This window comes from Arthrobacter sp. FW305-BF8, from assembly GCF_021789315.1.
Lineage (GTDB): Bacteria > Actinomycetota > Actinomycetes > Actinomycetales > Micrococcaceae > Arthrobacter.
This window is the reverse complement of record NZ_CP084561.1, coordinates 1,027,387-1,044,029: the sequence shown is the minus strand read 5'-3', so window position 1 is coordinate 1,044,029 and position 16,643 is coordinate 1,027,387. Positions and strand designations below refer to the sequence as shown.

Here is a 16,643-nt window from a genome sequence, read left to right as displayed (position 1 = left end):
TGATCGGATGGATGATCGAGAAGTACCGCAACGGGAGGGAACTTCATGCCTGACACTTCCGTCGTCCGTGGACGCGAGACACAGGGACCATCCAGCGGCCACCGCGGGCACTGGGGAGGCGTCTTCGCCATGTCGTTTGGCGCCTTCGCGCTGGTCGCTTCCGAGTTCATGCCTGTCAGCCTGCTCACGCCCATGGCCGCCGATCTCCAGGTCTCCGAAGGGATGGTCGGGCAAGGCATTGCGATCTCCGGCGTGTTCGCCGTACTGACGAGCCTGTCGATCTCCGCACTGGCCGGCAGCATGAACCGCAAGACGCTCCTCCTGGGCCTGACGGCACTGATGGCCGTCTCCGGCGCCCTGGTCGCCCTCTCACCGGGCTATCTGCTATTCATGATCGGCCGGGCACTCATCGGCGTGGTCATAGGCGGCTTCTGGTCCATGTCGGCAGCCACCGCCATGCGGCTGGTGCCGGCCACCCGGCTATCGCGCGCCCTCGCGATCTTCAACGGCGGCAACGCCCTCGCCACCGTGCTGGCAGCACCCCTGGGCAGCTATCTGGGCGCCATCATGGGATGGCGAGGCGCCTTCTTCTGCCTGGTGCCGGTGGCCATGATCGTCCTGGTCTGGCAATGGATCAGCCTGCCTTCCCTGAAGGTTCCCCGGCGTTCGACGGCGGTCCGCGATATCTTCACGATCTTCTCGGCATTTAAGAACCGGTCCATCGCCTGGGGCATGGCGGCCTGCGGCGCCTTCTTCATGGGCCAGTTCATCCTGTTCACCTATATCCGCCCGTTCCTGGAAACCGTGACCCAGATCGACGTGCCCGGGATTTCGCTCGTTCTCCTCGTACTCGGAGTGAGCGGTTTCGCCGGCACCGTCCTGATCGGCCGCTTCCTCGGACCGTCCCTGTACCGGACACTGATCACCATTCCTGCCCTCTTGGCGCTCATCGCGGGGGCCCTCATCCCCTTCGGGGCGGGAGTCGCCGCCGTCGTAGTACTCCTGGGCCTGTGGGGACTGCTGGGGACTTCAGCACCTGTCGGCTGGTGGAGCTGGATCGCCAAGGCCATGCCCCGCAATGCCGAACAGGGCGGCGGTCTGATGGTAGCCGTGGTCCAGACGTGCATCGCCGTCGGTTCCACCCTGGGCGGCCTCCTGTTCGACTCCATCGGCTACCGCGGCACCTTCGCGGCGAGTGGGGCGGTGCTGCTGCTGGCCTCCATCTTGGCCCTTGCGACCTCCCGAATCGCGCGACAGGCGGCGGCCAAGCCGGCCGCTTCCTGAAAACAATTCCGTTCCGGCCAGCCCAGGATCCGTTGAAGTCACCACCCGCCGGGACACGTCAGCCGTCCCGAGAGTTCCTCGAGGCGTTGCCTGTGACGCTTGCCGATGACAATGTGCGCTAAATCCGCGAGCAGCTGACCAAAGGCGAACTTGACGCCAAGTTCACCCGTCGCGGAGTGGCCCGGGGCCACCGTAAGTTGGGGCCCGGCCGACGCCACCACACGAAAACCGCCCCTGTCCTCTCGAGCGAATGGGGGCGGTTTGCCTCAGCTTGTTCACCGGCTGCCGGCCGAGTGTGCGTCGGATTTGCGCCAGTGGCAGGCACGCAAGCGCGGCAGCCACTTTGCGTCCAGCGGTAAAGTTGCCGCGACGTCTTCATGGTCTTCCGGGCCGCGACAACGCATGTGTGGCGTGCTTCGTTTGACTCGCACAAGCGCACAAGCGCATGATTCCGTAGTCCTGCCGCAATCCCCCAATGGCCGCGGGACACCAGAAGGCGCCCCCGCCCTCCCTACCCCCAGGCCGAGAGCGTGGGTGCCTGTGGATACAGGAGCGGCCTAGCCCCACTGGCTATTTAGTCGCTGTAAGGCAGGACGCATTCTGTCGAGAGATCCCAACAACAGCCTTCTGCCGCGCATACATAGCCACGGAATCAAAACCATTCTCTTTACCGAATCCGCTCGGTTTCATCCCGCCGAACGGCGCCAACGGATGAAACGAACGGTAGGTATTGACGCGCAATGACGCTGGCCTCCAGCCCGGGGGGACAGACCTCGCCTGGCGTCGTGCCGCTATGTCCCTGGTTGTTGCGTTGGCACCCCGGTCGCTGCCGTTGTCGTCACGGCCTGGGTCACAAGGCACCCGTCGCCAGCGCTACCGCGCATGCGGGCATCTGGTGCGGCGAAAAAATTGCACCCCTGAATTTACGGGATAGCAGCGAGATATGGACCTATCACAAATGGGTATTGGTGAGGCCGATCCATAACAGAGAGTATGGAATACATCATCTTCGATGCCTAGCTGGCCCCTTCTTCACGCCACACTCCCCAAGGCACTGACACGAGCACCGCGCGAAAGATAAAGAGATGCTTCAAAACACCAGTACTTCCGGCTCCACCCCGCCACAGTCCGGATCCACGCCGGAGGCCGACTCCCGCAGGGTTCTACGGGGCAGGGGCGCTGCCCTGGCCCGCAATATGGAGGCCAGTCTCAGCGTCCCAACCGCGTCGACCATGAGGACGTTCGAGGTCTCCGGTCTCATGGAGTGGCGCGAAAGGCTCCGCGACCAGGGGTTCAACGTTCCTATCGCAGCGGTGCTCGCGACCGCTATGGCCCGGGCCGCACAGCATCAGGTTGCTGCGGTGCGTCGCCGCATAGAAAATGACGGTTCGGATCTCGTGCTTGTGGAGGAGGGCAGCGTCAACCTCGGAGTTGCGGTCGACGTCGAAACTTCGGCTGGGCACTCCATCATGGTGCCGGTCATCCAAGACGCAGCCAATCTCACCTTCCCGGAACTGGTTGAGCGTCTTGGCCAGCTCTCGCAGGAGTGCAGGACAGGCACTATCGCCGTTGCCAAGCTGCGCGGGGCGTCCCTCATCCTCACCAGCACGGGCCGTTTTGGCTCCACAACAGGTGTGCCCCTGCTTCCCGCCGGTCCGGGCATCATCGTTGCCGCTGGGGCCATCGGCGTCCCCGCGGGACTCGAAAAGCTGGCCGCCACCCATCCCGTAGACCCCGTTTTGACGTTGTCTTCAACCTATGACCACCGTGCCATTCAGGGAGCAGACTCCGGCAGCTTCTTAGGAGCCGTAGAAAAATTCCTGCGGTCGGAGGAGTTTCTTGCGCAGCTGGAACAGGAAATACTCCAGAATGAGCCTGACCCCCTGCTTGACCTCCCGGCGTCATCGCAGTCCGGCGCCGTACGGTTGGCCGAGTTCAACGGCACAGCCAGTGCAGCCCTCGCCCGGCTGGAGCCCGTACGGGCCCGTGTCGAAGGGTCCTGGCTGCCCGACGGCGTCGAAGTCGAGTTCGCCCACCTGTCCGATCCGGAAGCCCGCAGCTGGCTCGCCGACCTGATCAGGCACGGAACTCCACAGCCCGCCTCGGGCCGCCGCCTGCAGGCGCTGCGGCTTGCAACCGAGATCGACGTCTTCGAAACGTACTTGCAGACCCAGTTCCTCGGGCAGAAAACACTGTCCGTTCAAGGCCTTGAGTCCTCGGTGCTGGCGTTGGCCGAAATGGCCGGACAGGCCGCCGGCAAGGGCTACACAGAAACTGTGCTGGGCATGGCTCACCGCGGCCGGCTCAGCATCATGGCCCACATCCTCAACTGGCCTATGGAACGGATCCTGGCCGAGTTCCTGCCCACCGCGCATTCGACACCGCTCGCGCGTTCCGGGGACGTCCGGCAGCATCTGGGCGGTAGCGGCACGTTCACCGACACAGACGGTTCGTCCCTGGGCGTCATGCTGGAGCAGAACCCCAGCCACCTCGAATTTGTGTCCCCAGTGGCCCTCGGCGCCGCAAGGGCCAAGCAGGACCATCTCGTGGCGCAGGGCCTCACCCCGCATGAGGCGCGCCGTAAAGTGCTCCCCGTCCTGCTGCACGGAGACGCCGCTTTCACAGGTCAAGGCGTGGTATACGAGACCTTCAACCTGCAGCGGCTCGAACCGTACAACGTGGGCGGAACGATCCACATCGTCCAGGACAACCGGCTGGGCTTCACGGCCACTCCCTTCCAACTCCGGTCAACGACCTGGCCCTCCGATGTCATTCGAGGCTTCGACGTACCCGTCATCCACACCGACGCGGACGATGTTGACGCCAATCTCATGGCGGCCACGATCGCCTTTGAGTACCGCGAGCGGTTTGGCACGGACATCGTGATCCACGTCCAGGGCTACCGGCGCCATGGCCACAACGAAACTGACGAGCCCCGCTACACCCAGCCCGTCTACTACAGCGACATCGACGAGCACCCACCTGTGCACGAGATCTATGCGTCCACCCTGACGGCGGCCGGGCTGGTGACGGACACCTACGTCGCTGACACTCGGGCCACTGCCAAAAAACATCTGGTTGGAGCCTTGGACAAAGCCAGGGTCTTTGATCTCGATTCTGTGGTCACGCAGGAATTCGTGTCTCGCCCCGATGTCCAGGACAAGCTGGGATCCATCACCGCATCGTGGGTCTCCGAGGTCCTCGAGGTTTCTGAGCAGTCCCGCGATGACGTCGTCATCCACCCGAAGCTGATGAGACAGTTCGACAAGAAGCGCTCCCTGCGTGACCAGAACTTCGTGGTTGACTGGGGCCAGGCGGAGCTGCTTGCCCTTAAGCTCATCAACCAGGCCGGAGTCCCCTTGCGGCTTACGGGTGAAGATGTGGAGCGCGGTACGTTCAGCCACAGGCACATCGTGGTCCACGATGTGCAAACCGGAGACAAGGCCGAGCGGTTGACGTTTGGCGGCGCGCCCTTCCTTGTGGCGAACACCCCCCTGACCGAAGTGGCCACCGTCGGCTTCGAGTACGGCTACGGCCGGACGAATACCGGTTCCCTCCAGCTGTGGGAGGCGCAGTTCGGTGACTTCGTAAACGTGGCTCAAGTCATCTTCGATCAGTTCATCATGGCCGGGCGCGACAAATGGGGCCGCGAAAGCCGCTTCGTGGCGCTGCTCCCCCACGGCTGGGAAGGTGCCGGGCCCGAGCACTCCTCGGCACGGCTGGAGCGCTTCCTCCAGTTGGCTGCCCGCGACAACGCCCGCATCCTGATTCCCACTACTGCGGCCCAGTACTTCCACGCACTGGTCAACGCCGCCGCGATGGATGAACCCCGCCCGCACATCATCTTTACGCCTAAGTCGTTGCTGAGGGCGGAGTCAGCCAAGTCCGGCGTGGAGGATTTCACTGCGGGCACCTTCCACCCGGTCCTGGCTACGGGGGCGCCCAGTGAGGAGACCCGCCGGCTTGTGCTGTGCTCCGGCAAGGTGGGCGTGGAGGCCAAGGAGCGTCTGGGCGAAGGCGTTCGCCTGCTCCGCATCGAACAGCTGTACCCGTTCCCTCACGAGGAGGTCATGCGAGAAGTGGCCGCCGCGGGTGAATTGGAAGAGATCGTCTGGCTTCAGGAAGAACCCGAGAACATGGGTGCATGGAGCTACGTTCTGCCCAAGCTGCTCAAAATGGGCCTGGGCCGGTTCCGCCTCGGTTACGTAGGCCGGCCGGAGGCAGCATCCCCCGCCGAAGGCTACTCATCCGAGCACAAAGCAGCTCAGGAACGCCTGCTGGCGACGGCGGCCCAGGCGGGCGCCGTCGACTTCCGCATCGGGTAACCACTCGAACCTCCTCGCCCAACCGGGCAGAGGGGCCTAAAGTAACCAAAGACGGAGGTCAGGCGGTGCAGCGATCCTGCACCGCCTGACTCAGTGAAAGGAACCGGCGGTGCTCGAACGTACCAAGTCAGCCGACAGGAGACCGCAACATCCTCCGGCTCCGGTTAGAGGGAAGCTGATGTCTCTGGTCATCCGCGGCGGGCGGGTGATCGATCCTGGGGCCGGCATCGACGAGGTGTGCGATGTGGTCATCGCGGACGGCAAGATTGACCGGATCATTCCGTCCGGCGCCTCGGTACCGAACGGAACCCACGTCGTCGAGGCGGCAGGGCATCTGGTTACGCCGGGCCTGATCGACATCCATACCCACATATACCGGGGTGGTTCCCCGATTGGGTTGGACTACGCAGAACACAGTCTCCGTGACGGAGTGAGTCTGGTCGTTGACGGTGGCTCCGCTGGCGCATACACGGTCAGTGGATTGCTCGATTCTGTGATCGACCCATCTTTGGGTCGGGCGCTGGCGTTCGTGAATCTGTCCTCGGTTGGGATCATCCACTACGGCCTCGGCGAACTGCGCGACCGGCAGTACATTGACCTTGATTCACTCGAACAGGTCCTGACCGCCCGGCCTGACGTGCTGCTCGGCATCAAGATCCGCCTCTCACATGGGGTTTTCGCCGGTGACGTGGCATTGGCGCGAGCGGCCTTTCGGGCTGCGCTGGATATCACTAAGCGCACGGGCACGCGAGTGATGATCCACGTGGTCGCTCCGATCCTGCCTCTGACTGAAGTGCTGGAAGCGTTGCGTCCTGGCGACATCGTTACTCATGCCTTCCACGGGGCCGGCCAGGGCACGATCTTCGACACTGAGGACAATTTCCAGAGCGCGGTGGCCGCCCAGCAACGCGGTGTCATCTTAGATATCGGGTGTGGTCATAGCGGGCTGAGCTTCGACGTGCTTCGCCGCGCCGGTGCGCGCGGGCTGCTGCCCGACACCATCTCCACAGATCTAACCGAGCAGTCTACAGACGGCCCGGTGTTCGGCCTCACGGTGACCATGTCGAAGGCGCTGGCCGCCGGGGTGCCGCTAGAGTCCGTCATCGCCGGGGTCACCAGTCAGGCCGCGAAAGCTATTGGGAGGTACCCCGAGTACGGCACCTTGCTGCCCGGCGCGCGGGCCGATGTGACGGTCCTTGCCGAGGTGGCTGGCGCCGTCCGTTACGAGAATCTTAGTTCCGCGGGGCGGATCGACGTCACGGAGGCGAACGTGCGGCTCGAACCGGTACTCGGTATCCGCGATGGACGGCCACATGTACTCACCGGGACGCTCCGGCTCCAACCTCCGGGCATGCCGGAAAACGAATAGTTACTGCAAGAGAAAGGAAAATCATTATGGAATACCGCTACTTGGGACGTTCAGGGCTGAAGGTCTCCACCATCACCCTCGGAGCGATGATGTTTGGCGGCAAGGGCTTTTTCGCCTACGCCGGCAGCACCGGCCTGGATGAAGCGAAAAGGCTGCTGGATGTCGCGTTCGATCACGGGGTGAACCTAGTCGATACCGCAAACGTGTACTCTTACGGCGCGTCTGAGGAGATGCTGGGCAAGGCGCTAAAAGGTCGCCGCGACCGGACGCTCGTCGCCACGAAGGTGCGCATGGGTATGGCTGACGGTCCCAACGACGGCGGGCTGTCGCGGCATCACATCATCGCCCAATGCGAGGCCAGCCTGCGACGCCTGGGCACCGACCACATCGACCTGTACCAAGTGCACGAGTGGGATGGACAGGTTCCTCTTGAGGAGACACTCGAAGCACTGGATTCGCTCGTGCGCTCCGGCAAAGTAAGGTACATCGGCAGTTCGAACTATGCCGGTTGGCAGCTGATGAAAGCCCTCGGGGTGTCCGAGCGGAAGGGGTATCAGCCATTCGTCTCGCAGCAAATTCACTACACGCTGCAGGCACGCGAGGCCGAGTACGAACTGCTTCCGATCGCCGAGGACGCCGGCGTCGGCGTGCTGGTCTGGAGCCCACTGGCTGGTGGTCTGCTCTCGGGTAAGTACCGGCGTGGGCAACCGGCACCGGAAGGATCCCGTAAGCTCGCCGAATGGAATGAGCCACCGGTGCGTGACGAGGGCGCGCTGTACGACATTGTGGACGAGCTTGTCTCGATCGGAGACTCACGCGGGATCTCGGCCGCTCAGGTCTCGCTGGCCTGGCTGCTGCGCCGGCCGGGGATGTCGTCGCTGGTTGTGGGTGCCAAGACTGAACAGCAGCTCTTGGACAACCTCGCCGCCGCCGACGTTACACTCACCGAAGAGGAGTGCGACCGCCTGGATAAGGTATCCGCACCACCGCTGATCTACCCTTACTGGCACCACGCCAAGTCCGCTTCAGACCGGCTCGGCCCGCACGACATCGTTCCCAACGAAGCACTGCGCAACAGCCGGGGATAGGTCGAGAGTTCCAGATATTGAGAACTGGCTCGGGTTGTGCACTTCCCTGCACGACCCGAGCCCGTTTGTCCACCCGCAGTCCATCTAGGACGGCGGTGGTGGCCTGCGGTGATGGTGTGGTCCTTGGGCTATCGACGGGGCCCGACCGACGCGGCCACCGCTGCGACAGCGTCGGCTACTGGCGTCGTGCCGTCGGTGAGTTCGACGATCGAGCGGCTCAGATCGGGATTGTGCAGTGCCGCAATGATGAAAGCTGCCACGTTGTCGCGGCGCACATCTTGCTCCATCAGGGCGGGGCCAGCCGAGACGAGCCCGTCGCCGGGCTCGTCGAGGAGGTGGCCGGGGCGAACTACGATCCAGTCCAGGTCGGTGCCCGTCAGATACACCTCGGCGCCTTTCTTCGTCCGCAGATAGTGGGCATAACCCTCGCTGATCCCGGCGGGGTTCGCCGCCGCCTCCGGATAAGCCGAGATCAGCACGAAGCGGAGGGCGCCGGCCTGCGCGGCGGCCCGGGCCGCCTTCTCCAAGCCCTTGCCGTCGATGAGTGTCGTCTGGTCCTGACCGGTGCCGTGCGCTCCAGCGGAGAACACCACTGCGTCGTGCCCGGTCATCTTGGAAGCTAGCTCATCCACAGAATCGTGAATCAGGTCGCCGATGAGCGGGGTCGCACCGGCGGCCTCCACCCGGTCATGATGGTCAGGATTCCGGAAGATGCCCGTGGAGGTGTCGCCGTTCTGTGTCAGGGCCTTGGCTAGGCGGACGCCGATGCCACCGGCGGCGCCGATGATCAATACATGCATGGAGGTTACCTTTCTGCCGTCTGCAAGATAGTCATTTTGGGAACGATGACAATTCCAGTGAAGGCTCGGGTGCCGAAACGCACCTTCGCTGTGCCGCCCTTTCGCCAGCCTTGGTGCGGCCGCCTGGTGAATTCCTACAGCCCGGTGGCACAGCGGGTCATGGAGGTCCCCGCTATTCCAGACCTCACGGTTGTGTCTAGGCGTCGGGCTGATATCGGTTCGCGTCGAACTCTTGAGTCGCTGCCCAGCTGGCGAGCAGGATGATCTTGTCCGCTGATTCGGAGCCCTCGTCCGCGGTGTACGTGCCGATGAACAGTCCCGGTTCGCCCGGCATCTCGAACACGTCGTAGGTGAGATCGAGGTCGCCGACCTCCGGGTGGCCGTAGACTTTCCGGCCGGTACGGTGCTCGTGGACGTCCTGGTCGGCCCAGTCCTTCCGGAACTGAGGACTGCGGGTGGCGAGTTCGCCGATAATTTCCGTGATCTCGGCATTGAGCGGATCCCGGCCCACCTCGTAGCGAAGCATCGCGGCCGTCAGGCTGCACGCGAGCGGCCAGTCGGCGTAGTAGTCCTTCGCGCGGGAGTCGAGGAAGATGAAGCGAGCCATGTTGGGCCGGTCGGTATCGAAGTGCGGCGAGAACAGCGCCCGCCCCAAAACGTTGGAAGCGATGAGGTCCTGGCGGGCGTTGTAGACGATGGCAGGCACGGCCAAATTGTCTAGCACCCGCTGGACCGAAGGGCGGACGGTGACGGCCGCCGTCGTTCTTTCCATGGCGTTCGTTATAGGTGGGGTGATGCGGGCGAGGTCCAGCAGGTGTTCGCGTTCGACGTCGGTCAGGTGCAGTGCCCGGGCGATCGCGTTGAGCACGCTTTCGGACGCGCCGTGGATGTTGCCGCGCTCCAGCCGGGTGTAGTAGTCGACGCTGACGCCGGCGAGCTGAGCGGCCTCTTCGCGCCGGAGCCCGGGCACGCGCCGTTCGTCCCCGAAGTCCGGCAGCCCCGCCTGCGCGAGCGTTACGTTCGCGCGTCGGGAGACGAGGAACTTCCGGATGTCGTCTTTCTTACTCATGTCTTCACGCTATGCCTAAGTAGGAAGGGAGGGGGTGCAGTGGCCCCGCCCTGTTGGTTTAGAGGGTGAGGAGGACCTTGGTGGCGGTGCGCTCGTCCATCGCCTTGTATCCTTCGGGGGCACGGTCGAGCGGGAGCGTGAGGTCGAAGACCTTGCCGGGATTGATCTTCCGGTCCCAGACCATCTGGATCAGGTCCGGCAGAAAGCGGCGCACCGGTGCGGGGCCGCCGAGGGTGTGGATGCCCGCGAAGAACAGTTCGATGCCCGGGACATGGACGTCGTAGTTCACACCGACATAGCCGAGGTGGCCGCCGCCGCGGGTAGCGCCGATGGCCTGCATAAACGCTTCCTGCGTTCCGACCGCCTCGATCACCGAGTGCGCACCGAGCCCGCCGGTCAGCTCCTTGATCTTCGCGATCCCTTCCTCGCCGCGCTCTTCGACGATGTCCGTCGCGCCATAGAACCTGGCGAGCTCCTGCCGGTCCTTGTGCCGGCTCATGGCAATGATCCGCTCCGCGCCGAGTTCCTTGGCGGCCAGGATCGCCATGAGGCCCACCGCGCCATCACCGACGACGGCGACCGTCTTGCCGGGTCCGGCCTGGGCGGCGACGGCGGCGAACCAGCCGGTGCCCAGCACATCGGAGGTGGCCAGCAGCGACGGAATCAGGTCCGGGTCGGGCTGGCCGGGTGTGGCCACCAGGGTTCCGTCGGCGTAAGGGATCCGGGCCTTCTCTGCCTGGGTGCCGATCTGCGCGACGAACTCGGCATGAACGCACTTGGACTGGAAGCCGGACTGGCAGATCTCGCAGGTGTTGTCCGAGATGACGAAGGATCCGACGACGAAGTCGCCCACTTTCACGTTCTTCACTTGGGCGCCGATCTCTTCGACAACACCGACGTATTCGTGCCCCATTACCTGGTGGTCAGCGGGCTCAATGCCGCGGTAGGGCCACAGGTCCGATCCGCAGATGCAGGTGGCTGTCAGCCGGATGACCGCATCGGTCGGGTCGATGATCTTCGGATCCTCACGTTCCTCCACCCGGACGTCCCCGGCTGTGTACATGACAACTCCACGCATTTGAGTCTCCTAGCTTTGCTGCTGCGCGCGACGAGCGTGCACCATTTGTTTCGAAAGATTGATACTTCTATTAGACATTTGCCGATGCAGGCTCTGGGAGGCCGTGAGAGAACCCCCCAGCGTTAGCCGCACCAATAGCGCTCCTAGCCAGGGGCAGCGGCCATGGGCTAGGCCGGGGTGGGTGGCATCGTCAGAGGTTCACAATTGACGTCGCATGAAGTCTGCGATTCGCTCCCCTATCAGGACGGCAGTGGCGGCCGGCCCGCGTCTGGGGGCCGTGGGTAAAATTGAGGTGTCTGCGATGCGCAGCCCTTTTACTCCATGAACTCTGCCGTATGGGTCCACCACAGTGGCGGGGTCCTCCGGGGAACCGAATTTGGCCGTGCCGCAAAGATGCAGGGCCGTCCCCAGATGGGCGCGGACCCAAGCATCGAGTAATTCGTCGCTTTGCAGGGCGTTTTCATCGAGTTGGGTGAACTCCTGGAATATCGCACTGTACGCGTTGGACTGCAGCAGGCGGGTGCTGGTCCGTACGGCCTCACGCATCCGGCTCCGGTCGCTCTCGGTCGACAAGTAGTTGAAGTGGATTTGCGGTTGGACTTCGGGATCAGCTGATGCCAGGGACAGGTGCCCGCGGGAGGTTTCGGCCTGCAATGACACGAGAAAGGCCAGTTCCCCTTCATGGTGCACTCCGTGACTGCTGTGATGCGGGGACAGTCCCACTGAGGCCTTGGCCGCGCCGGTTGGTGGGCGCCCACCTGCTGACGTCGCTACACCGGTCAGCATGTAACTCATGGGCTTCAGAAGCTGGATGATTTCCAGATCTCCTACCCATGATGAACCAGTGGCGGTGAAATTGAGGACGTCGGCCATGGCTTGCGTCGATGAATAGTCGATCAGGGGGATCCGGGGGCGCCAGGTGATTGCCAGGTTCGGGTGGTCGCTGAAGTCTCTGCCCACGCCTGCCAGATCGTTGATAACTGGGATTCCAAACCGTTTCAGCTCTGCCGCCGGTCCGAGGCCGGACAGGAGCAGAATGTGGGGCGTTTTGACCGCACCGGCGGAAAGTACAACTTCGTCTGCTTCGATCGTTGTCAGGACTCCGGCGTGGAGGACTTCGACGCCTATAGCGCGCCTGCCATTAAACAGCACCCTCCGTACATAAGAGTTTCCCTGCACAGTGAGGTTCGGTCGGCCCCTTACCGGATTGATGTATGCGCTGCCGGTGTCTATCCGCTGGCCGCCGATGCTGTTTGTTGGCATCGGTCCATATCCAGGGGGACCTCCGTTGTTCTTGTCCGCCTCCTCGGGGAAGCCCAGTTCTTTGACGGCGCGGGCGAAGGCGGTTGTGGCCGGGTGGCTTTGCCGAAGCCGGGAAACGGGGACGGGGCCGTGATGGCCGTGGTTGGTGGTGTGGCCGAACTGCAGGTCGTTTTCAAGTCGCTTGTAGAGCGGCAGCACCCTGTTCCAAGACCACTCGTCGTTTCCTGCCGACGACCACTGGTCGAAGTCTTGCTTTGGCGCCCGGATAAAGTACGTTCCGCTGATCGCTGTGGAGCCGCCGAGGATGCGGCCGCGCGCTATGGAGTATGGCCGGTCGGCGGTCAGGTAACCGCTGAATGACCAGTTGTTGGGGTGTCCGGGCGCGGCGCCCTGTACAGTGCCGGCGTTGAGCAGTTCCGGCGGGTATTCCTTAGAGTTGTTAGGGGTAGGGCCGGCTTCGAGCAGCAGCACGGAACGCTGTGGGTCCTCGCTCAACCGCGAAGCCAGGGGTGCACCCGCGGCGCCGGCTCCGACGATGAGAACGTCATACTGGGCTTTCATGGTTCCTTACTCGAGCGAATCATTGGGCAGGATCCCTGCGGAGTACGTTCTAATTGGGATTCCTCCGAATGTCCGGCAGCAGACACCGGGCAGACCGGCCCTTGACGGCGCCCAACCAGACACCGGTGCCGTAAGCAAGGTCATCAATGCGGCGGGCCAGGGCGAAGCGCAGGGGATCCAGTTGCGGTCTGGTGCGGCAATACTCCCAGGCCGCGTCGGCTACGCAGGACAGGACGAGGGCCCGCCTCAAGCGGCCGGAGACCAGGCTTCCGCCAACGGCAACTGGCCACCAGTGACGTACAAGCAGAGCCATTACCTGGGTGAGGGAGCCCATCACTGCCCGCAGTGTGAGACTGATGGCAATCCGGTTGGGACGTGAGCTCCTGCTGAGCTTCCTGGATATGCGCCATGCGGCACCGGCACATATTACGCCGGCGACCGGAAGGGACCAGGAACGCTGGCACAGCAGAACGGCCATGACCGCGGCCGACCAAGGCGCGAAGACGGCTGGGGCAACCGCTTCTGGGTGCTGGAGGGAGAGGGGATGGGCCGACGTTCCGTAGAAGGCCTTACGGGACAGCCACTCCCCCAAAGATTGCCGATGCTCGTGCCAAACACGGGCTTCGGGCTCGAATCTAACCCTCCAGCCCTCCTGCGCCAGGCGCCACACGAGATCGACGTCTTCCCCCACTCTGCTGCCATCGCGAAATCCGTCGCCCAGCGCGTCCACGCGCCCCACCAGGAAGGCCCCCGGAAGCCAGGATACGGGCGATCGCGGACGGACCGGGGCGGGGTGTTTGCCCAGATCCAGCGAGGACCTGGCCTCCTCATACCGTTCGATCCAGTTCATGCCAATGCCGTTGTCCAGTCCGTATATACGTGGACCGACCAGTGCAACACGTTGATCATTGAAGTGTTTGAGGAGGAGCGAAATGGTGTTGGGGGCGACGACAACGTCGGAATCGGCAAAGGCCACGTATGGGGTGGTTACGCGACGGAGGCCCTCATTGCGGGCCTGCGCAGGACCCGCATTCCTGGGCAGGCACACCAGTTCCGCGGCATGCTCGTGGACGACTGCGCTGATGGCCGCGGGGTCGGGGGAACAATCGTCAACGACAATGACCCTGTATGCCTGGCCGATGCTCTTCAGCAGCCTGGCCAGGGCATGCGGGCGCCCAAACACCGGCACCACTACAGTGACAGAGTCCGTATCGACTTCTGTCAGCGATTCTAGGACGGGATCTGCCATGGCAGCCTGGAGAAGGCGGTCAACCAACAACCCGGTGCCGGTGCTGGTTACCACGGCTGTTCGGCCCTCAATCATCTTGCTGGCCGCTTCGGAGAGGTAAAGAACACGTGTCGGTGATCCACCAATCAGTTCCCTGCCGGCCCCGGCGAATCTCGTCCGGCGGTTCAGGCGGACGGTGAAACCGTTGGGGAGCCGCGACTGGGGAGGATTCACTTCAGATCACGGGGATATCCGCCCGGAGACCCAATTGGATATTCCTCCCCCTCTTCAGGCCGCCCTTGGCTGGTTTCGGTGGTGTGCGCGTGCATCATCCGGACCGAGAAGCCCTCATCGCGCCAGATGAGCTCTCTAGCTATGGGACCCTGCGCGGAAATCCATAGGCCACTTCCGTCCGGTATCGCATCATCCACACGACCGCGCCGGTAGAACTGTTCATATCGGTGGGTTTCGACCATGTCGCCAGCTCGATACTGCCACAGAGACCCTTCTCTGGATTGGTCGGCGATGGCGATGGACATCGGCCTTCCTTTCTTTGTCATACTCGGCACCTGAGAGCGTTCGGTATGCAGCCAGCGCCGAGTTGCTTATCTGCCTTGCGCAGAGCCGGAATTTTGTATTGGCTTTCGACAGCGAGCATGCCGTTGTCCTCCACGCTGCTGACGGCGATGCGGTGCAGGGCGTCCTGCACCATGAGTTCCAGCAATCGCCGGCCGTCCGCGCTGCTTGCATCTGCAGGGTCCCCCAGCACCCCGGAGGACGAGACGGCCCCGACCCCCCCTGCCTTCAGGGCAGGGAGGATGTCAGCGAGTGCCCGGGTATCCCCTGCCACGGACCTGTCCAGACGGACAGCGTTGGGCCGGAGGTGAAGCATTAACGACGTCTCTGCCCAGCCGGCGTGAAGATCGCCGCCGTCTGCAATGCACGGCAGCCATGCAACGTCGTGCCGCTCTGTCCGCAGTTGGCGGATGGCCGCCGAGAGCGCGGCGATATTTCCGCCGTGGGCGTTGATGAGGACGATACGGCCGGCCCAGGTGGATAGGGAACGGACAAGTTCAACGATCAGGAACCGGAGCGCAACAGAGCCAATGGACGCGGTGCCGGCGAACGACTGATGCTCGCCGCTGGAGCCGTAGTTCACGGCGGGAGCTACGAGTACCTGTTCCGGCCTTCTCCGGGCAAGGGCATCTGCGACTGCGTTTGCGACGGCGGTTGCCACGACGGTGTCGGTATCCAGTGGAAGGTGTGGACCGTGCTGTTCCGTGGAGCCAACAGGGACAAGGACGACGGGTTTGTGAGAGACGTCGGGCCAGGCCAGGTCGGATAGCTCGTGCTGGCTGACATTCATGAGTGGACTGTAATCGGCACGCCCAACTCCCGGACAAAGCCCGGAGGAATAACCAGGTGCTCCGCCCGGAGATCCTGTACGGAGGGCACACAAAGTCCAAGTAGGGCGGAGTCGATCCCTCCCCGCAGGATGTCCAGGACGTTCTCCACGCCGGCCTGGCCGTTCGCGGACAGCCCCCAAAGGTATGCACGTCCGATCATAACCGCCCGAGCACCGAGGGCGAGGGCCTTGACCACGTCGCTGCCGCGCCGGATGCCTCCATCGAGAACGATCTCCACCTGGTCACCCACGGCCGCAGCGATGGATGGCAGGACCCGGATAGGCGCCGGAGTGCCGTCAAGATTGTTGCCTCCGTGGTTGGACACGGAGATTGCAGTGACGCCGGCGTCGACCGCTCGAATCGCATCATCAACCCGGCAGATACCCTTGAGCATGACAGGGCCACCCCATTCGGTGACCATCCATTCGATATCATCCCAAGTGGGCGGGGGAGTTTTCATCCATTCGTAGTAGGCACCAAAAAAGGTTGGTCCTTTCTCCCCCACCGACGCGAGGTTCGGGGCGGTCAGGTCAGGCAGTTCCCGGGCGAAGGAAGCCAGCCACCGGGGTTTGAGAGCTACCTCGGGCGCAAGCCTGATCGCGGCTTTGAGGTTGACCTTTTCGGGTATTTCCGGGCTGCCCCAGTCCCTCCCCATGGAGAACGACCAGTCGGTGGTGACGATGAGTCCCTTGGCCCCGGCGGCACGGGCACGGTCCATGCGGCTGATCATCTGCTCACGGGTGCCCGTCCAGTACATCTGGTACAACGTTTTGTCGTTGGCGGCCGTGACCTCTTCGATTGGCTTGGACGCAAAGGAGCTCAGACCGACAATGGTGCCCCGCGCGGCTGCTGCCCGCGCAACGGCCACCTCGCCGTGCGGGTGCACGGCCTGAACGCCCGTGGGAGAGATCATGACCGGGAGAGAGATGTGCTGGCCCATGACCGTTGTCGCCAGATCACGGTGCTCTGGTTGACCAACGACGTGCGGGGCGAAACCCAATTCGCTAAAAGCGGTGGTGTTGTCATCGAGGGTGGTGCCGCGTTCTGATCCTGCTACCAGGGCGCTGTAGACAGATGCCGGCAGGCGCTTCTTTGCCCGGCGCTGCGCCTCGGCGACGGATTCGAACCACGGGTTCTGCGCCCAGGGATTCTTAAACATGGTTGCCTTTCAA

General features: G+C 63.5%; 13 protein-coding genes. 4 read left to right on the top strand and 9 right to left on the bottom strand.

Translation table 11 applies throughout. The annotated features are described in order from the left end of the window. Positions 1–45: 45 nt before the first annotated feature. The gene (locus tag LFT45_RS04710) at positions 46–1,284 is read left to right on the top strand and encodes an MFS transporter (protein WP_236807060.1); all 1,239 of its coding nucleotides are present in this window, start codon (positions 46–48) and stop codon (positions 1,282–1,284) included. Between the two features lie 570 nt (positions 1,285–1,854). Here LFT45_RS04710 and LFT45_RS04705 read toward each other — a convergent pair. Further along, complete coding sequence (locus tag LFT45_RS04705; protein ID WP_236807059.1) at positions 1,855–2,145, bottom strand: aldehyde dehydrogenase family protein; 291 nt, start codon at positions 2,143–2,145, stop codon at positions 1,855–1,857. A 224-nt stretch (positions 2,146–2,369) separates the two neighbouring features. Between LFT45_RS04705 and LFT45_RS04700 the strand changes: the two genes are divergently transcribed. The 3 genes from LFT45_RS04700 to LFT45_RS04690 all read left to right on the top strand — a co-directional run bounded on the left by LFT45_RS04700 (position 2,370) and on the right by LFT45_RS04690 (position 8,066). Then, positions 2,370–5,609 carry a 2-oxoglutarate dehydrogenase E1 component gene (locus LFT45_RS04700; protein ID WP_236807058.1) on the top strand — a complete coding sequence of 1,080 codons (3,240 nt, stop codon included), beginning with the start codon at positions 2,370–2,372 and terminating at the stop codon, positions 5,607–5,609. Positions 5,610–5,787: 178 nt separating this feature from the next. Beyond that, positions 5,788–6,978: an amidohydrolase family protein gene (locus LFT45_RS04695; RefSeq protein WP_236807056.1), complete on the top strand. Its 1,191-nt coding sequence runs from the start codon at positions 5,788–5,790 to the stop codon at positions 6,976–6,978. A 26-nt stretch (positions 6,979–7,004) separates the two neighbouring features. Next, positions 7,005–8,066, top strand: coding sequence for an aldo/keto reductase (locus tag LFT45_RS04690; RefSeq protein ID WP_236807054.1), 1,062 nt, complete (start codon positions 7,005–7,007; stop codon positions 8,064–8,066). Positions 8,067–8,194: 128 nt separating this feature from the next. Here LFT45_RS04690 and LFT45_RS04685 read toward each other — a convergent pair whose 3' ends face one another. The 8 genes from LFT45_RS04685 to mftD form a co-directional block, all read right to left on the bottom strand. After that, complete coding sequence (locus LFT45_RS04685) at positions 8,195–8,866, bottom strand: NAD(P)-binding oxidoreductase (RefSeq protein WP_236807052.1); 672 nt, start codon at positions 8,864–8,866, stop codon at positions 8,195–8,197. A 196-nt stretch (positions 8,867–9,062) separates the two neighbouring features. Next, entirely contained in the window at positions 9,063–9,935 is an 873-nt protein-coding gene (locus tag LFT45_RS04680) for a helix-turn-helix transcriptional regulator (RefSeq protein WP_236807050.1), read from the bottom strand. A gap of 58 nt (positions 9,936–9,993) precedes the next feature. Next, positions 9,994–11,013 (bottom strand): zinc-dependent alcohol dehydrogenase family protein, encoded by a 1,020-nt coding sequence (locus LFT45_RS04675; RefSeq protein ID WP_236807047.1) that lies wholly within the window; start codon positions 11,011–11,013, stop codon positions 9,994–9,996. A 198-nt stretch (positions 11,014–11,211) separates the two neighbouring features. Continuing rightward, positions 11,212–12,837, bottom strand: a complete 1,626-nt coding sequence (locus LFT45_RS04670) for a GMC family oxidoreductase (protein ID WP_236807046.1) — start codon at positions 12,835–12,837, stop codon at positions 11,212–11,214. Between the two features lie 49 nt (positions 12,838–12,886). Next, the gene (gene mftF, locus LFT45_RS04665; protein WP_236807044.1) at positions 12,887–14,299 is read right to left on the bottom strand and encodes a mycofactocin biosynthesis glycosyltransferase MftF; all 1,413 of its coding nucleotides are present in this window, start codon (positions 14,297–14,299) and stop codon (positions 12,887–12,889) included. Continuing rightward, positions 14,296–14,604: a hypothetical protein gene (locus LFT45_RS04660; RefSeq protein ID WP_236807042.1), complete on the bottom strand. Its 309-nt coding sequence runs from the start codon at positions 14,602–14,604 to the stop codon at positions 14,296–14,298. The genes mftF and LFT45_RS04660 overlap by 4 nt, the downstream gene beginning before the upstream one ends. Positions 14,605–14,621: 17 nt before the next feature. Beyond that, entirely contained in the window at positions 14,622–15,431 is an 810-nt protein-coding gene (gene mftE / locus LFT45_RS04655; protein WP_236807040.1) for a mycofactocin biosynthesis peptidyl-dipeptidase MftE, read from the bottom strand. Next, positions 15,428–16,630, bottom strand: coding sequence for a pre-mycofactocin synthase MftD (gene mftD, locus LFT45_RS04650; protein ID WP_236807038.1), 1,203 nt, complete (start codon positions 16,628–16,630; stop codon positions 15,428–15,430). Before mftD ends, mftE begins: the two co-directional genes overlap by 4 nt. Positions 16,631–16,643 lie beyond the last annotated feature (13 nt).

Coding starts and splice junctions, on each gene's coding strand:
- LFT45_RS04695 (WP_236807056.1), top strand. CDS start 5,788: ATGTCTCTGGTCATCCGCGGCGGGCGGGTGATCGATCCTGGGGCCGGC.
- LFT45_RS04700 (WP_236807058.1), top strand. CDS start 2,370: ATGCTTCAAAACACCAGTACTTCCGGCTCCACCCCGCCACAGTCCGGA.
- LFT45_RS04660 (WP_236807042.1), bottom strand. CDS start 14,604: ATGTCCATCGCCATCGCCGACCAATCCAGAGAAGGGTCTCTGTGGCAG.
- LFT45_RS04685 (WP_236807052.1), bottom strand. CDS start 8,866: ATGCATGTATTGATCATCGGCGCCGCCGGTGGCATCGGCGTCCGCCTA.
- mftE (WP_236807040.1), bottom strand. CDS start 15,431: ATGAATGTCAGCCAGCACGAGCTATCCGACCTGGCCTGGCCCGACGTC.
- LFT45_RS04710 (WP_236807060.1), top strand. CDS start 46: ATGCCTGACACTTCCGTCGTCCGTGGACGCGAGACACAGGGACCATCC.
- LFT45_RS04680 (WP_236807050.1), bottom strand. CDS start 9,935: ATGAGTAAGAAAGACGACATCCGGAAGTTCCTCGTCTCCCGACGCGCG.
- LFT45_RS04675 (WP_236807047.1), bottom strand. CDS start 11,013: ATGCGTGGAGTTGTCATGTACACAGCCGGGGACGTCCGGGTGGAGGAA.
- LFT45_RS04670 (WP_236807046.1), bottom strand. CDS start 12,837: ATGAAAGCCCAGTATGACGTTCTCATCGTCGGAGCCGGCGCCGCGGGT.
- mftD (WP_236807038.1), bottom strand. CDS start 16,630: ATGTTTAAGAATCCCTGGGCGCAGAACCCGTGGTTCGAATCCGTCGCC.
- LFT45_RS04690 (WP_236807054.1), top strand. CDS start 7,005: ATGGAATACCGCTACTTGGGACGTTCAGGGCTGAAGGTCTCCACCATC.